This is a genomic window from Pseudomonas sp. PNPG3, from assembly GCF_023093815.1.
Lineage (GTDB): Bacteria > Pseudomonadota > Gammaproteobacteria > Pseudomonadales > Pseudomonadaceae > Aquipseudomonas > Aquipseudomonas asiatica.
Map to the genome: position 1 here is coordinate 136,316 of NZ_JALLKV010000007.1, position 17,520 is coordinate 153,835.

Genomic DNA, 17,520 nt, shown 5'->3' on the forward strand with positions numbered 1-17,520 from the left:
TCAGAAGATCTCCTCGACGCTCTTGCCGCGCTTGGCAGCAATGGATTCAGGAGATTGCATGGCTTTCAGACCCTTGAAGGTGGCGTAAACCACGTTCACTGGGTTGGTCGAACCATAGCACTTGGCCAGAACGTTCTGAACACCAGCAACTTCCAGGACAGCACGCATTGCGCCACCGGCGATGATACCGGTACCTTCCGAGGCAGGCTGCATGTAAACCTTCGAGGCGCCGTGGGCAGCCTTGGTGGCGTACTGCAGGGTGGTGCCCTTCAGGTCAACCTGGATCATGTTGCGGCGAGCAGCTTCCATGGCTTTCTGGATCGCGGCAGGTACTTCGCGCGATTTGCCACGGCCGAAGCCAACACGGCCTTTACCATCACCTACCACGGTCAGCGCGGTGAAGGTGAAGATACGGCCGCCTTTTACGGTTTTGGCAACGCGGTTAACTTGAACCAGCTTCTCGATGTAGCCTTCGTCGCGCTTTTGATCGTTATTTGCCATAACTTAGAACTCCAGCCCGCCTTCACGAGCAGCATCGGCCAGCGCTTTGACGCGGCCATGGTACTTGAAGCCGGAACGGTCAAAGGCAACTTGAGATACACCGGCGGCTTTCGCACGCTCAGCTACCAGCTTGCCAACCTTAGTGGCCGCGTCGATGTTGCCAGTGGCGCCATCACGCAGTTCTTTGTCCAAGGTCGAGGCGCTTGCCAGAACCTTGCTGCCGTCGGCCGAAATGACCTGGGCGTAGATGTGCTGCGAGGAGCGGAACACGCACAGGCGCACGACTTCGAGTTCGTGCATCTTGAGACGTGCTTTGCGAGCGCGACGCAGTCGAGTAACTTTTTTGTCGGTCATTTGCTAGGCCCTACTTCTTCTTGGCTTCTTTACGACGGACTACTTCGTCCGCGTAACGCACACCCTTGCCTTTGTAAGGCTCTGGCGGACGGAAGTCGCGGATTTCAGCGGCCACCTGACCCACCAGCTGCTTGTCGATACCCTTGATCAGGATGTCGGTCTGGCTTGGGGTTTCAGCGGTGATACCGGCTGGCAGTTCGTAGTCCACTGGGTGCGAGAAGCCCAGGGCCAGGTTCAGGACGGTGCCCTTGGCCTGTGCCTTGTAACCAACACCGACCAGCTGGAGCTTGCGCTCGAAGCCTTGGCTTACGCCCTGGACCATGTTGTTCACCAGAGCGCGGGTGGTACCGGCCATGGCGCGAGCTTGCTGGTCACCGTTACGAGCGACGAAACGCAGCTCGCCAGACTCTTCGGTAACTTCAACAGACGAGTGAACGTTCAGTTCGAGAGTGCCTTTGGCACCCTTCACCGAAAGCTGCTGGCCGGCGAATTTGACTTCGACGCCTGCTGGCAGCTTAACGGGGTTCTTAGCGACGCGAGACATGCCTATCTCCCCTTAGAACACTGTGCACAGAACTTCGCCGCCGACACCGGCAGCGCGCGCAGCGCGATCAGTCATCACACCTTTGTTGGTGGAGACGATAGACACGCCCAGACCGCCACGTACTTTCGGCAGTTCTGCGACGGACTTGTACTGGCGCAGGCCTGGACGGCTGGAGCGCTTCAGTTCCTCGATGACCGGACGGCCTTCGAAGTACTTCAGTTCGATCGACAGGGAAGGCTTGGCCTCACCAGTTACCTGGTAGCCGGCGATGTAACCTTCGTCTTTCAGAACTTTGGCAACCGCGACCTTCAGGGTGGAGGAAGGCATGCTTACGACGGACTTTTCAGCCATCTGGGCATTACGGATGCGAGTTAGCATGTCCGCTAACGGGTCCTGCATACTCATGGGCTAGATGCTCCTGATACAAGAATTATTAGCCTTGCGGCTATCACAACCACCCGAGCGGACAGGGCAAAAAACCCAGGCTCAGGTGAGCCGGTCATTCTAGACACAAGGTAGAAACGAAACAAGCCCCATATAGGGGCTTGTTTGTTGGCGAGGTCACCGGCGGTCGGAAGATTGCTCCCCTTCCGCCGGGATCCAGCCTGCAGCGATTACCAGGAGGCCTTGACCAGACCTGGTACGTCACCGCGCATTGCAGCTTGACGCAGCATGTTACGGCCCAGGCCGAACTTACGGTATACACCGTGAGGACGACCGGTCAGGCGGCAACGGTTGCGCAGACGCGAAGCGCTGGCATCACGTGGCTGCTTCTGCAGGGCGACAACGGCAGCGAAACGCTCTTCAGGAGAGGCGTTCAGGTTGACGATGGTCGCTTTCAGCTCGGCACGCTTCTTGGCGTACTTGGCTACCGTGAGCTGACGCTTCAGCTCGCGGTTTTTCATGCTCTTCTTGGCCATTTTCCTACTCCAATCAGTTGCGGAACGGGAACTTGAAAGCACGCAGCAGAGCGCGGCCTTCGTCGTCCGAACGAGCAGTGGTGGTCAGGGTGATGTCCAAACCGCGCAGAGCATCGATCTTGTCGTAGTCGATTTCCGGGAAGATGATCTGCTCTTTCACGCCCATGCTGTAGTTGCCACGGCCATCGAAGGACTTGGCATTCAGGCCGCGGAAGTCGCGAACCCGAGGCAGGGAGATCGCCAGCAGGCGGTCCAGGAATTCGTACATCTTGTCGCGACGCAGGGTCACCTTGACACCGATCGGCCAGCCTTCACGGACTTTGAAGCCCGCGATGGATTTACGAGCGAAAGTCACTACCGGCTTTTGACCGGTGATCTTTTCCAGGTCGGCAACAGCGTGCTCGATGACTTTCTTGTCGCCGATCGCTTCGCCCAGACCCATGTTCAGGGTGATCTTGGTAACGCGCGGAACTTCCATCACGTTCGACAGCTTAAGTTCTTCCTTAAGCTTAGGAGCGATTTCGTTCCGGTAAATCTCTTTCAGTCGTGCCATGGTCTTCTACCTAGCAGTGTTCAAGCATCAACCGCTTTTTGGGTCGACTTGAAGACACGAATTTTTTTACCGTCTTCTACTTTGAAACCAACGCGGTCAGCCTTGTTGGTTTCGCCGTTGAAGATGGCAACGTTGGAAGCGTGCAGAGGCGCTTCTTTTTCGACGATACCGCCCTGTACGCCCGCCATCGGGTTAGGCTTGGTATGACGCTTGACCAGGTTCACACCACCAACAACCAGACGGTTGTCAGCCAGAACCTTCAGCACCTTACCGCGCTTACCTTTGTCTTTGCCGGCGATCACGATGATCTCGTCGTCACGACGAATCTTTTGCATGTCGGATCTCCTTACAGCACTTCAGGGGCGAGCGAGACGATCTTCATGAACTTCTCAGTACGAAGTTCACGGGTCACTGGCCCGAAGATGCGAGTGCCGATCGGCTCTTGCTTGTTGTTCAGCAGAACAGCAGCGTTGCCGTCGAAACGAATGATGGAACCGTCAGCGCGACGAACACCGTGACGGGTGCGCACGACAACAGCAGTCATCACTTGGCCTTTCTTGACCTTACCGCGCGGAATTGCTTCCTTGACGGTTACTTTGATGATGTCACCGATGCCGGCGTAACGGCGGTGCGAACCGCCGAGTACCTTGATGCACATGACGCGACGAGCGCCGCTGTTATCGGCCACATCGAGCATGGATTGAGTCTGAATCATAAAATTTCTCCGACCCCTAGCCCTTAGACTTCAACAGCGCGTTCGAGGACTTCAACCAGTGCCCAGGACTTGGTCTTGGCCAGCGGACGGGTTTCACGGATGGAAACCTTGTCGCCGATCTTGCACTGGTTGGCTTCGTCGTGCGCGTGCAGCTTAGTCGAACGCTTAACGTATTTACCGTAGATCGGGTGCTTTACGCGACGCTCGATCAGAACGGTGATGGTCTTGTCCATTTTGTCGCTGACGACACGGCCAGTCAGCGTACGGACGGTTTTTTCAGCTTCAGCCATGATCACTTACCTGCCTGCTGGTTGAGCACAGTTTTCACGCGAGCGATGTCACGCTTAACTTGCGAGAGCAGGTGCGACTGCCCCAACTGGCCAGTTGCTTTCTGCATACGCAGATTGAACTGGTCGCGCAGCAAGCCGAGCAGTTGCTCATTCAGTTGCTGTGCCGATTTTTCACGAAGTTCATTCGCTTTCATCACATCACCGTCCGCTTAACAAAGGAGGTGGCGAGAGGCAGCTTTGCAGCAGCCAGGGCGAAAGCTTCGCGCGCCAGCTCTTCAGAAACACCCTCGATTTCATACAGGACTTTGCCTGGCTGAATCTGGGCAACCCAGTATTCCACGGAACCCTTACCTTTACCCATACGAACCTCGAGAGGCTTCTTGGAGATCGGCTTGTCCGGGAACACACGGATCCAGATCTTACCGCCACGTTTTACGTGACGGGTCAGCGCACGACGTGCGGACTCGATCTGGCGAGCGGTGAGGCGACCGCGAGCAACAGCTTTCAGGGCGAATTCGCCGAAGCTGACTTTGCTACCGCGCAGTGCCAGACCACGGTTGTGGCCAGTCATCTGCTTGCGGAATTTTGTACGCTTTGGTTGCAACATTTGGCGTACCCCTTACTTAGCAGCTTTTTTACGAGGCGCTGGTGCTTGTGGTTTCAGTTCTTCTTGGCGACCACCAATAACTTCGCCTTTGAAGATCCAAACCTTCACACCGATCACACCGTAAGTGGTGTGAGCTTCGTAGGTGTTGTAGTCGATATCGGCACGCAGGGTGTGCAGAGGCACACGACCTTCGCGATACCACTCGGTACGAGCAATCTCAGCACCGCCGAGACGACCGCTCACCTGGATCTTGATGCCCTTGGCACCAATACGCATGGCGTTCTGTACGGCGCGCTTCATGGCGCGACGGAACATTACGCGGCGTTCCAGCTGCTGAGCTACGCTCTGCGCAACCAGCATAGCGTCGAGTTCCGGCTTGCGGATCTCTTCGATGTTGATGTGCACAGGCACACCCATCTGCTTGGTCAGGTCCTGACGCAGCTTCTCGACATCTTCACCTTTCTTACCGATAACGATACCGGGACGAGCGGTGTGGATGGTGATGCGTGCAGTTTGAGCCGGACGATGAATATCGATACGGCTTACGGACGCGCTTTTTAGTTTGTCCTGGAGGTACTCACGCGTTTTCAGATCCTTCAACAGGTAATCTGCGTAAGTAGCACCGTCTGCGTACCAGACGGAGGTGTGCTCCTTGACGATTCCCAGGCGAATGCCAGTGGGATGTACTTTCTGACCCATCTGATCGACTCCGTTACTTGTCCGCAACCTTGACAGTGATATGGCAAGACCGCTTGACGATGCGATCAGCACGGCCTTTGGCACGTGGCATGATGCGCTTCAGCGAACGCCCTTCGTTGACGAAGACGGTGGAGACCTTCAGGTCATCAACGTCTGCGCCTTCGTTGTGTTCGGCGTTGGCAACGGCCGACTCGAGGACTTTCTTCATGATTTCAGCGGCTTTTTTGCTGCTGAAGGCCAACAGGTTGAGCGCTTCGCCCACCTTCTTCCCGCGGATCTGGTCGGCGACCAAGCGGGCTTTCTGGGCGGAGATGCGAGCGCCCGACAACTTAGCGGCTACTTCCATTTCCTTACCCCTTAACGCTTGGCTTTCTTGTCAGCCACGTGCCCGCGATAGGTGCGGGTACCGGCGAACTCGCCCAGTTTGTGGCCGACCATGTCTTCGTTCACCAGAACTGGGACATGTTGACGACCGTTGTGTACCGCGATGGTCAGACCGACCATTTGTGGCAGGATCATCGAACGGCGCGACCAGGTTTTAACTGGCTTGCGATCGTTCTTCTCCACCGCCACTTCGACCTTCTTCAGCAGGTGAAGATCGATAAAAGGACCTTTTTTCAGAGAACGTGGCACTGTCGTATCCCTCTAGTTACTTGCGACGACGGACGATCATGTTGTCGGTACGCTTATTACCACGGGTCTTCGCACCCTTGGTTGGGAAGCCCCATGGCGATACCGGATGACGACCACCGGAGGTACGACCTTCACCACCACCATGTGGGTGGTCAACCGGGTTCATGGCAACACCACGAACGGTTGGGCGAACGCCGCGCCAGCGTTTGGCACCAGCTTTACCCAGCGAACGCAGGCTGTGCTCGGAGTTCGAGACTTCGCCCAGGGTCGCACGGCACTCAGCCAGTACTTTACGCATCTCACCGGAACGCAGACGCAGAGTCACGTAGACGCCTTCACGAGCGATCAGCTGAGCCGAAGCACCAGCGGAACGAGCGATCTGAGCACCTTTACCCGGCTTCAGTTCGATGCCGTGAATGGTGCTACCTACTGGGATATTGCGCAGCTGCAGGGAGTTACCGGCCTTGATTGGGGCCAGGGCACCTGCGATCAGCTGGTCGCCAGCGCTCACGCCTTTAGGGGCGATGATGTAGCGACGCTCACCGTCTGCGTAGCACAGCAGGGCGATGTGAGCAGTACGGTTCGGGTCGTATTCGATACGCTCGACAGTGGCTGGAATGCCATCTTTGTCGTTGCGACGGAAGTCGACCAGACGGTAATGCTGCTTATGACCACCACCAACGTGACGAGTGGTGATGCGGCCATTGTTGTTACGACCACCAGACTTCGATTTTTTCTCGATCAGCGGTGCGTGAGGAGCGCCTTTGTGCAGCTCCTGGTTGACCACCTTGACCACGAAACGGCGGCCAGGGGAAGTCGGTTTGCATTTAACGATTGCCATGATGCACCCCTTCCTTACTCAGCACTGCTGCTGAAATCGAGATCTTGGCCTGGCTGAAGGGAGACGATCGCCTTCTTCCAGTCATTACGCTTGCCCAGACCACGTGCGGTACGCTTGGTTTTACCCAGAACGTTAACAGTCGACACGTTTTCAACTTTTACGTTGAACAGGCCTTCGACAGCTTTCTTGATTTCCAGCTTGGTTGCATCGGTAGCAACCTTGAATACGAACTGGCCTTTTTTCTCAGCCAGAACGGTAGCCTTCTCGGAAACGTGCGGGCCAAGGAGGACTTTGAATACGCGTTCCTGGTTCATCCCAGCAGCTCCTCGAATTTCTTCACGGCCGAGACAGTGATCAACACTTTCTCGTATGCGATCAGACTGACCGGGTCGGAACCTTGCACGTCACGTACATCGACGTGCGGCAGGTTGCGAGCAGCCAGGTACAGGTTCTGATCAACAGCGTCGGAAACGATCAGTACGTCGTTCAGACCCATGCCGTTCAGCTTGTTCAGCAGATCTTTGGTTTTCGGTGCTTCAACAGCGAAGTCCTGAACCACGACCAGACGGTCGCTACGCACCAGCTCAGCGAGGATGGAGCGCAGGGCTGCGCGGTACATCTTCTTGTTGAGCTTCTGCGAGTGATCTTGAGGGCGAGCTGCGAAGGTTACACCACCGCCACGCCAGATCGGACCACGAGTGGTACCAGCACGAGCACGGCCAGTACCCTTCTGACGCCATGGGCGCTTACCGCCACCAGCCACGTCGGAACGGGTCTTCTGCTGCTTGGTGCCCTGACGGCCGCCGGCCATGTAGGCCACGACTGCTTGGTGTACCAGCGTCTCGTTGAATTCGCCACCGAAAGTCAGTTCGGAAACTTCGATCGCCTGAGCGTCATTTACATTGAGTTGCATGTCAGTTTCCCCTTAACCGCGAGCCTTGACAGCTGGACGTACAACCACGTCGCCGCCAGTAGCGCCTGGAACGGCACCCTTGACCAGCAGCAGGTTGCGTTCAGCGTCTACGCGAACTACTTCCAGGGACTGAACAGTCACGCGCTCGGCGCCCATGTGACCGGACATTTTCTTGCCCTTGAACACACGACCAGGAGTCTGGCACTGGCCGATGGAACCTGGGACACGGTGCGACACGGAGTTACCGTGGGTGTTGTCCTGGCCACGGAAGTTCCAGCGCTTGATGGTACCGGCGAAGCCTTTACCTTTGGACTGACCAGTAACGTCTACCAGCTGGCCTGCAGTGAAGAGTTCAGCTTTGATCAGATCGCCAGCCTGGAAATCGCCTTCTTCAAGACGGAACTCCCAGACACCGCGACCAGCGGCAACGTTGGCCTTGGCGAAGTGGCCTGCCTGAGCGGCAGTCACGCGCGAAGCACGACGCTCGCCGACAGTGACTTGCACTGCACGGTAGCCATCGGTTTCTTCAGTTTTGAACTGGGTGACGCGATTCGGCTCGATCTCGATGACCGTGACCGGAATGGAGACACCTTCTTCGGTGAAAATGCGGGTCATACCGCACTTGCGACCGATTACACCAATAGTCATGTTGTAAACCTCATGAGTGTACGGGGCTTTCACCCGCTATGGCCGCCCATTTCAGAGCGTTACACGACCAGACCGAAGTCTTAGCCGAGGCTGATCTGTACTTCCACACCTGCCGCCAGATCAAGCTTCATCAGCGCATCAACGGTTTTATCCGTTGGCTGGACGATGTCCAGAACACGCTTATGAGTGCGGATCTCGTACTGGTCACGCGCGTCTTTGTTGACGTGCGGGGAAACCAGAACGGTGAAACGCTCTTTGCGGGTAGGCAGTGGAATTGGACCACGCACTTGTGCACCAGTACGTTTCGCGGTTTCCACGATTTCCTGGGTGGATTGGTCGATCAGGCGATGGTCGAAAGCCTTCAACCTGATACGGATTTGCTGATTTTGCATTGGATTTCAGACTCCAGGCTGTTCCCAACGGACGCACTACGCCCGCTAAAAGGAGGCGTGATTCTATAGACGCCCCCATTTAGTGTCAACCCAATAAAAAAAACCCCCGCTGAGCGGGGGTTTTTTCAATCGGTCGAGTGATTACTCGATGATTTTTGCTACGACGCCGGCGCCGACGGTACGACCGCCTTCACGGATAGCGAAGCGCAGACCGTCTTCCATTGCGATGGTCTTGATCAGGGTGACAGTCATCTGAATGTTGTCACCTGGCATTACCATTTCAACGCCTTCCGGCAGTTCGCAGTTACCGGTCACGTCAGTGGTACGGAAGTAGAACTGAGGACGGTAGCCTTTGAAGAACGGAGTGTGACGACCGCCTTCTTCCTTCGACAGAACGTAGACTTCTGCGGTGAACTTGGTGTGCGGCTTGACCGAACCTGGCTTGACCAGAACCTGGCCACGCTCAACGTCGTCACGCTTGGTACCACGCAGCAGAACGCCGCAGTTCTCGCCAGCACGGCCTTCGTCCAGCAGCTTGCGGAACATTTCAACACCGGTGCAGGTGGTGGTCGAAGTGTCACGCAGACCAACGATTTCCAGCGGATCCTGAACGCGGACGATACCACGCTCGATACGACCGGTAACAACGGTACCACGACCCGAGATCGAGAATACGTCTTCGATCGGCATCAGGAACGGCTGGTCAACGGCACGAACCGGCTCAGGGATGTAGGCATCCAGAGTTTCTACCAGCTTCTTGACAGCGGTAGTACCCATTTCGTTGTCGTCTTTGCCTTCCAGGGCCATACGAGCCGAACCGATGATGATCGGGGTGTCGTCGCCTGGGAAGTCGTAGGTGGACAGCAGGTCGCGAACTTCCATCTCGACCAGTTCCAGCAGCTCGGCGTCGTCTACCAGGTCAGCCTTGTTCAGGAAGACCACGATGTAAGGAACGCCTACCTGACGGGACAGCAGGATGTGCTCACGGGTTTGCGGCATCGGACCATCGGCGGCCGAGCAAACCAGGATCGCGCCGTCCATCTGGGCAGCACCGGTGATCATGTTCTTCACGTAGTCAGCGTGACCTGGGCAGTCAACGTGAGCGTAGTGACGAATGTTCGAGTTGTACTCGACGTGAGCGGTGTTGATGGTGATACCGCGCGCTTTTTCTTCCGGAGCCGAGTCGATCTTGTCGAACTCAACGACTGCCGAACCGAAAACTTCGGAGCAGACGCGAGTCAGAGCTGCGGTCAGAGTGGTCTTACCGTGGTCAACGTGGCCGATGGTGCCGACGTTAACGTGGGGAAGGGAACGATCAAATTTTTCTTTAGCCACGACAGTGAACCTCTTGCCTAAAGGGGATTAGCCTTGTTTTTTAACGAGTGCTTCGACGATGTTCGACGGAGCTTCGGCGTATTTGGAGAATTCCATGGAGTAGCTTGCGCGACCCTGAGACATGGAACGAACGTCGGTTGCGTAACCGAACATCTCTCCGAGCGGAACTTCAGCGCGGACGACACGGCCAGAGACCGATTCATCCATACCCTGGACCAGACCACGACGACGGTTCAGGTCACCCATCACGTCACCCAGGTAGTCTTCCGGGGTTACAACTTCGACCTTCATGATCGGCTCGAGGACCACGCCACCACCCTTCTGGGCCAGTTGCTTGGTTGCCATCGAAGCAGCGATCTTGAACGCCATTTCGTTGGAGTCGACGTCGTGGTACGAACCGTCGAACACGGTAGCCTTCAGGCCGATCAGCGGATAGCCGGCAACAACGCCGTTCTTCATCTGCTCTTCGATACCCTTCTGGATCGCAGGGATGTATTCCTTCGGAACCACACCACCAACGACTTCGTTGGTGAAGACCAGGCCCTCAGTGATATTGCCCTTATCGTCTTCATCCGGCTGCGAGAAGCGAATCCAGCAGTGACCGAACTGACCACGACCACCCGACTGGCGAACGAACTTGCCTTCGATCTCCACACCGGACTTGGTGATCTTCTCGCGGTACGAAACCTGCGGCTTGCCGATGTTGGCCTCAACGTTGAATTCACGCTTCATGCGGTCAACGATGATGTCCAGGTGCAGCTCACCCATACCGGAGATGATGGTCTGACCAGTCTCTTCGTCGGTCTTGACGCGGAACGACGGGTCTTCCTGAGCCAGCTTGCCCAGAGCGATACCCATCTTTTCCTGGTCCTGCTTGGTCTTCGGCTCGACAGACAGCGAAATCACTGGCTCCGGGAAGTCCATGCGCTCAAGGATGATTGGCTTGTCGGCGTCGCACAGGGTTTCACCAGTGGTAACGTCCTTCATGCCGATCAGGGCCGCGATGTCGCCAGCGCGCACTTCCTTGATCTCTTCACGCTGGTTGGCGTGCATCTGCACCATACGACCAACGCGCTCTTTCTTGCCTTTGACCGAGTTGATGACCGAGTCACCGGAGCTCAGAACGCCCGAGTAGACGCGAACGAAGGTCAGGGTACCTACGAACGGGTCGGTAGCGATCTTGAACGCCAGAGCCGAGAACGGCTCGTTGTCGTCGGCGTGACGCTCGTCCTGCTGCTCTTCGGTGATCTCATCCTTCGGCACTTCGGCCAGATCAGGGTGGATACCCTTGATCGCAGGAATTTCGGTCGGAGCAGGCAGGAAGTCGATAACGGCGTCGAGAACCAGGGGAACACCCTTGTTCTTGAACGACGAACCGCAGACAGCCGGAACGATCTCGCTGGCCAGGGTGCGCGCACGCAGACCTGCCTTGATTTCTTCGACGGTCAGCTCACCTTCTTCAAGGTACTTGTTCATCAGCTCTTCGCTGGCTTCGGCGGCGGCTTCAACCATGTTGTTGCGCCATTCGTTAGCCAGTTCGACCATGTCCGCTGGAATTTCTTCTTCGCGGTACGTGGTGCCCTTGTCGTCTTCGTTCCAGTAGATGGCTTTCATCTTGATCAGGTCGACCTGACCCTGGAAGTCGTCTTCTGCACCGATAGCCAGCTGGACCGGAACCGGGGTGTGACCCAGGCGGTTCTTGATCTGACCGACAACGCGCAGGAAGTTGGCACCAGCACGGTCCATCTTGTTCACGTAGACAACACGCGGAACACCGTACTTGTTGGCCTGACGCCATACGGTTTCGGACTGCGGCTCAACGCCGGAGGTACCGCAGAACACAACGACCGCGCCGTCGAGTACACGCAGCGAACGCTCTACTTCAATGGTGAAGTCAACGTGGCCGGGGGTATCGATGACGTTTACGCGGTAGTTGTCGTACTGACCACGGGAACCTTTCCAGAAGGTGGTAACGGCAGCGGAGGTAATGGTGATACCGCGCTCCTGCTCCTGCACCATCCAGTCGGTGGTCGCGGCGCCGTCGTGCACCTCGCCCATCTTGTGGCTCAGACCTGTGTAGAACAGGATCCGCTCGGTAGTGGTAGTCTTGCCCGCGTCAACGTGGGCGCAGATACCGATGTTACGGTAGCGGTTAATTGCTGTAGTACGAGCCATAAAGCCCTCGCAAAATGATTGATGCTTGAATTAGAAGCGGTAGTGCGAGAACGCTTTGTTGGCCTCGGCCATACGGTGCACGTCTTCACGCTTCTTGACTGCAGCACCCTTGCCTTCAGCAGCATCCAGCAGTTCGCCGGCCAGGCGCAGGGCCATCGACTTCTCGCCGCGCTTGCGGGCGTAGTCTACGAGCCAGCGCATTGCCAGAGCGTTACGACGGGACGGACGAACTTCAACCGGAACCTGGTAAGTGGCACCGCCAACACGGCGGGACTTAACTTCGACCAGCGGAGCGATGGCGTCGAGAGCTTTCTCGAAGATTTCCAGGGGGTCGCTGTTCTTGCGTGCTTTGACGGTATCCAGGGCACCGTAAACGATGCGCTCGGCTACGGCCTTCTTGCCGCTTTCCATCACGTGGTTCATGAACTTGGCGAGAATCTGGGATCCGTACTTCGGATCGTCAAGGATCTCACGTTTTGCTGCTACACGACGTCTTGGCATGATAAGCCCTCAAACGGTCTTCAGGTTAGCCCGGGACCAGGTCTTTCGACCCCTGCCCGACCTTACTCTTATCGACTCAAATAAATGGATGTCTGCAAACGGCCGATTACTTCGGACGCTTGGTACCGTACTTCGAACGACCCTGGTTACGGCCTTTAACGCCCGAAGTATCCAGAGAGCCGCGAACGGTGTGGTAACGAACACCTGGCAAGTCTTTTACACGGCCGCCACGGATCAGGACGACGCTGTGCTCTTGCAGGTTGTGGCCTTCACCACCGATGTACGAGGAAACCTCGAAACCGTTGGTCAGACGCACACGGCATACTTTACGCAGTGCCGAGTTTGGTTTTTTCGGCGTGGTGGTGTACACGCGGGTGCACACGCCACGACGCTGCGGGCAGTTCTGCAGCGCAGGTACGTCGGATTTCTCGACGGTACGCTTACGCGGCTGACGTACCAGCTGGTTGATAGTTGCCATCTACTAGCTCCACTGATTGTCTTGCGACGCTATTGTCTTGCAAGAAAGCCAAAAATTGGCGAGACGGAGCCTCACCAAATTTAAGGGTACAAAAGTCTAAAGAGGATCTTGCACCCAGTCAAGACGAGGCCCCGGCCCTCCCCGTCCGATCATCGGCAACATTTCATGTCGCCGCTGATCGCTCGGGGCTTGCCGGGGCCCTGCCCTGTACTTAGTTACCGCTGGAGTTCAGCGCTTCGGTCAGTGCGGCTTCCACCTCACTGGCGCTCACACGCAGCGGCTTGTCGGCATCACGGCGACGCTTACGCTCGCTGTGGTAGGCCAGACCAGTACCGGCCGGAATCAGACGACCCACGACCACGTTCTCTTTCAGGCCGCGCAGGTAGTCGCGCTTGCCGGTTACCGCCGCTTCGGTCAGTACGCGGGTGGTTTCCTGGAAGGAAGCCGCGGAGATGAACGACTCGGTCGACAGCGAGGCCTTGGTGATACCCAGCAGCACGCGGGAGAACTTGGAGATGAACTTGTCCTCGCTGGCGAGACGCTCGTTCTCTACCAGTACCTGGGTCAGTTCCATCTGGTCGCCCTTGATGAAGCTGGAGTCACCCGACTCGGTGATCTCGACCTTGCGCAGCATCTGACGCAGGATGGTCTCGATGTGCTTGTCGTTGATCTTAACGCCTTGCAGACGGTAAACGTCCTGGATCTCGTTGACGATGTACTTCGCCAGCGCGCTCACACCCAGCAGACGCAGAATGTCGTGCGGATCGCTCGGGCCGTCGGAGATAACTTCGCCGCGGTTTACCTGTTCGCCTTCGAAGACGTTCAGGTGGCGCCACTTCGGAATCAGCTCTTCGTACGGATCGCTACCGTCGGTCGGGGTGATGACCAGACGACGCTTGCCCTTGGTCTCCTTGCCGAACGCGATGGTGCCGCTGACTTCAGCCAGAATCGAGGCCTCTTTCGGACGGCGCGCTTCGAACAGGTCGGCAACGCGCGGCAGACCACCGGTGATGTCACGGGTCTTCGACGTTTCTTGCGGGATACGCGCGATAACGTCACCAACACCGATCTGGGCACCGTCAGCCACGCCGACGAGGGCGTTGGCCGGCAGGAAGTACTGGGCAGGTACGTCGGTACCTGGCAGGTACAGATCCTTGCCAGAAGCGTCGACCATCTTGATAGCAGGACGGATTTCCTTGCCAGCGGCAGGGCGATCCTTGACGTCCAGTACTTCAATGTTGGTCAAACCCGTCAATTCGTCAGTCTGACGCTTGATGGTGATGCCTTCTTCCATGCCAACGAAGGTCACGGTACCTTTCAGTTCGGTAACGATCGGGTGGGTGTGCGGGTCCCACTTGGCGACGATAGCGCCAGCTTCGACCTTTTCACCTTCCTTGACCGAAATTACCGCACCATAAGGCAGCTTGTAGCGCTCACGCTCACGACCGAACTCGTCGGCAATGGCCAACTCGCCCGAACGCGATACGGCAACCAGGTTGCCATCGGCACGTTCTACCTGCTTCAGGTTGTGCAGACGCACCATACCGCCGTTCTTCACCTGGACGCTGTCGGCAGCCGAGGTACGGCTTGCAGCACCACCGATGTGGAACGTACGCATGGTCAGCTGGGTACCCGGCTCACCGATCGACTGCGCAGCGATAACGCCGACAGCTTCACCGATGTTCACCTGGTGACCGCGAGCCAGGTCACGACCGTAGCACTTGGCGCAGATGCCGTAACGGGTTTCGCAGTTGATCGGCGAACGCACGACCACTTCGTCGATGCTGTTCAGCTCGATGAATTCGACCCACTTCTCGTCGACCAGGGTACCGGCCGGAACGATGACGTCCTCGGTGCCTGGCTTGAACACGTCACGGGCGATGACACGACCCAGCACACGCTCACCCAGCGGTTCTACAACGTCACCACCTTCGATGTGCGGGGTCATCAGCAGGCCCTGGTCGGTGCCGCAGTCGATCTCGGTAACAACCAGATCCTGGGCAACGTCTACCAGACGACGAGTCAGGTAACCGGAGTTGGCGGTCTTCAGTGCGGTATCCGCCAGACCCTTACGAGCACCGTGGGTCGAAATGAAGTACTGCAGAACGCTCAGACCTTCACGGAAGTTCGCAGTGATCGGCGTCTCGATAATGGAGCCGTCCGGCTTGGCCATCAGGCCACGCATACCGGCCAGCTGACGGATCTGGGCTGCGGAACCCCGCGCACCGGAGTCAGCCATCATGTACATCGAGTTGAAGGACTCTTGCTCGACTTCCTTGCCTTCGCGATCGATGACCTTCTCTTTCGAGAGGTTGGCCATCATCGCCTTGGACACTTCGTCGTTCGCCTTCGACCACAAGTCGATGACCTTGTTGTACTTTTCGCCCTGGGTTACCAGGCCGGAGGCGTACTGGCTCTCGATTTCCTTCACTTCGTCGGTAGCGGTACCGATGATGCGAGCTTTCTCGTCCGGGATAACGAAGTCGTTAACACCAATCGAAACGCCGGAAATGGTCGAGTAAGCGAAACCGGTGTACATCAGCTGGTCAGCAAAGATTACGGTCTCTTTCAGACCAACCACGCGGTAGCACTGGTTGATCAGCTTGGAGATCGCCTTCTTCTTCATCGGCTGGTTGACCACGTCGTAGGGCAGACCTGCCGGTACAACCTGGAACAGCAGCGCACGGCCGACGGTGGTGTCGACGATGCGGGTGTTCTTGACCACGGAACCGTCACGCTCTTTCACGGTTTCGTTGATACGAACCTTGATTTTCGCGTGCAGGGCAGCTTCGCCGGCGCGGAATACGCGGTCGACTTCCTGCAGGTCGGCGAACACGCGACCTTCGCCCTTGGCGTTGATGGCCTCACGGGTCATGTAGTACAGACCCAGTACCACGTCCTGCGACGGAACGATGATTGGCTCACCGTTGGCTGGCGACAGGATGTTGTTGGTCGACATCATCAACGCGCGCGCTTCGAGCTGGGCTTCCAGGGTCAGCGGCACGTGAACAGCCATCTGGTCACCGTCGAAGTCGGCGTTGTACGCGGCACAGACCAGCGGGTGCAGCTGGATAGCCTTACCTTCGATCAGAACCGGTTCAAATGCCTGGATACCCAGACGGTGCAGGGTCGGTGCACGGTTGAGCAGCACGGGGTGTTCGCGGATCACCTCGGCGAGTACGTCCCACACCTCTGGCAGCTCACGCTCGACCATCTTCTTGGCAGCCTTGATGGTGGTCGCCAGACCACGCATTTCCAGCTTGCCGAAAATGAACGGCTTGAACAGCTCGAGGGCCATCTTCTTCGGCAGACCGCACTGGTGCAGACGCAGGGTCGGGCCTACGGTAATTACCGAACGGCCGGAGTAGTCCACACGCTTACCGAGCAGGTTCTGACGGAAGCGACCTTGCTTACCTTTGATCATGTCGGCCAGGGACTTCAGCGGACGCTTGTTCGAGCCAGTGATGGCGCGACCGCGACGGCCGTTGTCCAGCAGGGCGTCGACCGCTTCCTGCAGCATGCGCTTTTCGTTGCGCACGATGATGTCCGGCGCCGACAGATCCAGCAGGCGCTTCAGACGGTTGTTACGGTTGATCACCCGACGATACAGGTCGTTCAGGTCGGAGGTCGCGAAGCGGCCGCCATCCAGCGGTACCAGCGGACGCAGGTCCGGCGGCAGCACAGGCAGGACGGTCAGGACCATCCACTCAGGCAGGTTGCCCGAACCCTGGAACGCTTCCATCAGCTTCAGGCGCTTGGACAGCTTCTTGATCTTGGTTTCCGAGTTGGTCTGCGGAATCTCTTCGCGCAGGCGACCGATCTCGTGCTCCAGGTCGATAGCGTGCAGCAGCTCGCGGACAGCCTCGGCACCCATGCGGGCGTCGAAGTCATCACCGAACTCCTCCAGCGCTTCGAAGTACTGCTCGTCGTTCAGCAGCTGGCCTTTTTCCAGGGTCGTCATGCCCGGGTCGATAACGACGTAGCTCTCGAAGTAGAGCACGCGCTCGATGTCACGCAGGGTCATGTCCATCAGCAGGCCGATACGGGACGGCAGCGACTTCAGGAACCAGATGTGGGCAACCGGCGAGGCCAGTTCGATGTGCGCCATGCGCTCACGACGAACTTTTGCCAGGGCAACTTCAACGCCGCACTTCTCGCAGATCACGCCGCGATGCTTGAGGCGCTTGTACTTGCCGCACAGGCACTCGTAGTCCTTGACTGGGCCAAAGATCTTGGCGCAGAACAGGCCGTCACGCTCAGGTTTGAACGTACGGTAGTTGATGGTTTCCGGCTTCTTAACTTCACCGAACGACCACGAACGGATCATTTCAGGCGACGCCAGACCGATGCGGATGGCGTCGAACTCTTCGACTTGACCCTGGTTTTTCAGCAAATTCAGTAGGTCTTTCAAGGCCTTTCCT

24 protein-coding genes are annotated in these 17,520 nt (G+C 57.3%); all 24 read right to left on the reverse strand.

Annotated elements, in window-relative coordinates; genetic code table 11:
* The gene (rpsE, locus tag MJ643_RS07585) at positions 1–501 is read right to left on the reverse strand and encodes a 30S ribosomal protein S5 (RefSeq protein ID WP_003255465.1); all 501 of its coding nucleotides are present in this window, start codon (positions 499–501) and stop codon (positions 1–3) included.
* 3 nt (positions 502–504) lie between these two features.
* On the reverse strand, positions 505–855 hold the full coding sequence (gene rplR, locus MJ643_RS07590; protein WP_009397496.1) for a 50S ribosomal protein L18: 351 nt from the start codon (positions 853–855) through the stop codon (positions 505–507).
* A 10-nt stretch (positions 856–865) separates the two neighbouring features.
* Positions 866–1,399, reverse strand: a complete 534-nt coding sequence (gene rplF / locus MJ643_RS07595; RefSeq protein WP_009681972.1) for a 50S ribosomal protein L6 — start codon at positions 1,397–1,399, stop codon at positions 866–868.
* Between the two features lie 12 nt (positions 1,400–1,411).
* On the reverse strand, positions 1,412–1,804 hold the full coding sequence (rpsH, locus tag MJ643_RS07600; RefSeq protein WP_009681971.1) for a 30S ribosomal protein S8: 393 nt from the start codon (positions 1,802–1,804) through the stop codon (positions 1,412–1,414).
* Positions 1,805–2,013: 209 nt separating this feature from the next.
* On the reverse strand, positions 2,014–2,319 hold the full coding sequence (rpsN, locus tag MJ643_RS07605; RefSeq protein ID WP_013970638.1) for a 30S ribosomal protein S14: 306 nt from the start codon (positions 2,317–2,319) through the stop codon (positions 2,014–2,016).
* Between the two features lie 13 nt (positions 2,320–2,332).
* Positions 2,333–2,872 carry a 50S ribosomal protein L5 gene (gene rplE, locus MJ643_RS07610; protein ID WP_003257095.1) on the reverse strand — a complete coding sequence of 180 codons (540 nt, stop codon included), beginning with the start codon at positions 2,870–2,872 and terminating at the stop codon, positions 2,333–2,335.
* Between the two features lie 20 nt (positions 2,873–2,892).
* The gene (gene rplX / locus MJ643_RS07615; protein WP_013970637.1) at positions 2,893–3,207 is read right to left on the reverse strand and encodes a 50S ribosomal protein L24; all 315 of its coding nucleotides are present in this window, start codon (positions 3,205–3,207) and stop codon (positions 2,893–2,895) included.
* 11 nt (positions 3,208–3,218) lie between these two features.
* Entirely contained in the window at positions 3,219–3,587 is a 369-nt protein-coding gene (rplN, locus tag MJ643_RS07620; protein ID WP_002555479.1) for a 50S ribosomal protein L14, read from the reverse strand.
* Positions 3,588–3,610: 23 nt separating this feature from the next.
* Positions 3,611–3,877: a 30S ribosomal protein S17 gene (gene rpsQ, locus MJ643_RS07625; RefSeq protein WP_003255478.1), complete on the reverse strand. Its 267-nt coding sequence runs from the start codon at positions 3,875–3,877 to the stop codon at positions 3,611–3,613.
* 2 nt (positions 3,878–3,879) lie between these two features.
* Positions 3,880–4,071, reverse strand: a complete 192-nt coding sequence (gene rpmC, locus MJ643_RS07630) for a 50S ribosomal protein L29 (protein WP_002555481.1) — start codon at positions 4,069–4,071, stop codon at positions 3,880–3,882.
* Positions 4,071–4,484: a 50S ribosomal protein L16 gene (gene rplP / locus MJ643_RS07635; RefSeq protein ID WP_003255479.1), complete on the reverse strand. Its 414-nt coding sequence runs from the start codon at positions 4,482–4,484 to the stop codon at positions 4,071–4,073. The genes rpmC and rplP overlap by 1 nt, the downstream gene beginning before the upstream one ends.
* A 12-nt stretch (positions 4,485–4,496) precedes the next feature.
* Positions 4,497–5,183 carry a 30S ribosomal protein S3 gene (rpsC, locus tag MJ643_RS07640; protein ID WP_003255481.1) on the reverse strand — a complete coding sequence of 229 codons (687 nt, stop codon included), beginning with the start codon at positions 5,181–5,183 and terminating at the stop codon, positions 4,497–4,499.
* A gap of 13 nt (positions 5,184–5,196) precedes the next feature.
* A complete protein-coding gene (gene rplV / locus MJ643_RS07645; RefSeq protein WP_003103908.1) occupies positions 5,197–5,529 on the reverse strand; it encodes a 50S ribosomal protein L22 in 333 nt (110 codons plus the stop codon).
* Between the two features lie 11 nt (positions 5,530–5,540).
* Complete coding sequence (gene rpsS, locus MJ643_RS07650) at positions 5,541–5,816, reverse strand: 30S ribosomal protein S19 (protein WP_003255482.1); 276 nt, start codon at positions 5,814–5,816, stop codon at positions 5,541–5,543.
* 16 nt (positions 5,817–5,832) lie between these two features.
* Positions 5,833–6,657, reverse strand: coding sequence for a 50S ribosomal protein L2 (rplB, locus tag MJ643_RS07655; RefSeq protein ID WP_015268750.1), 825 nt, complete (start codon positions 6,655–6,657; stop codon positions 5,833–5,835).
* Positions 6,658–6,671: 14 nt separating this feature from the next.
* Positions 6,672–6,971 carry a 50S ribosomal protein L23 gene (rplW, locus tag MJ643_RS07660; protein WP_003255484.1) on the reverse strand — a complete coding sequence of 100 codons (300 nt, stop codon included), beginning with the start codon at positions 6,969–6,971 and terminating at the stop codon, positions 6,672–6,674.
* Positions 6,968–7,570 (reverse strand): 50S ribosomal protein L4, encoded by a 603-nt coding sequence (gene rplD, locus MJ643_RS07665; RefSeq protein ID WP_008089819.1) that lies wholly within the window; start codon positions 7,568–7,570, stop codon positions 6,968–6,970. The genes rplW and rplD overlap by 4 nt, the downstream gene beginning before the upstream one ends.
* A gap of 12 nt (positions 7,571–7,582) precedes the next feature.
* Complete coding sequence (rplC, locus tag MJ643_RS07670; RefSeq protein ID WP_003257089.1) at positions 7,583–8,218, reverse strand: 50S ribosomal protein L3; 636 nt, start codon at positions 8,216–8,218, stop codon at positions 7,583–7,585.
* 80 nt (positions 8,219–8,298) lie between these two features.
* On the reverse strand, positions 8,299–8,610 hold the full coding sequence (gene rpsJ, locus MJ643_RS07675) for a 30S ribosomal protein S10 (protein ID WP_003186070.1): 312 nt from the start codon (positions 8,608–8,610) through the stop codon (positions 8,299–8,301).
* Between the two features lie 141 nt (positions 8,611–8,751).
* Complete coding sequence (gene tuf, locus MJ643_RS07680) at positions 8,752–9,945, reverse strand: elongation factor Tu (protein ID WP_013970634.1); 1,194 nt, start codon at positions 9,943–9,945, stop codon at positions 8,752–8,754.
* Positions 9,946–9,972: 27 nt separating this feature from the next.
* Positions 9,973–12,120 carry an elongation factor G gene (gene fusA, locus MJ643_RS07685; RefSeq protein WP_013970633.1) on the reverse strand — a complete coding sequence of 716 codons (2,148 nt, stop codon included), beginning with the start codon at positions 12,118–12,120 and terminating at the stop codon, positions 9,973–9,975.
* A 30-nt stretch (positions 12,121–12,150) separates the two neighbouring features.
* On the reverse strand, positions 12,151–12,621 hold the full coding sequence (gene rpsG, locus MJ643_RS07690) for a 30S ribosomal protein S7 (RefSeq protein ID WP_003246741.1): 471 nt from the start codon (positions 12,619–12,621) through the stop codon (positions 12,151–12,153).
* Positions 12,622–12,727: 106 nt separating this feature from the next.
* Positions 12,728–13,099 carry a 30S ribosomal protein S12 gene (rpsL, locus tag MJ643_RS07695; RefSeq protein ID WP_003257088.1) on the reverse strand — a complete coding sequence of 124 codons (372 nt, stop codon included), beginning with the start codon at positions 13,097–13,099 and terminating at the stop codon, positions 12,728–12,730.
* 211 nt (positions 13,100–13,310) lie between these two features.
* Entirely contained in the window at positions 13,311–17,510 is a 4,200-nt protein-coding gene (gene rpoC, locus MJ643_RS07700; protein ID WP_013970632.1) for a DNA-directed RNA polymerase subunit beta', read from the reverse strand.
* Between the last annotated feature and the right edge of the window lie 10 nt (positions 17,511–17,520).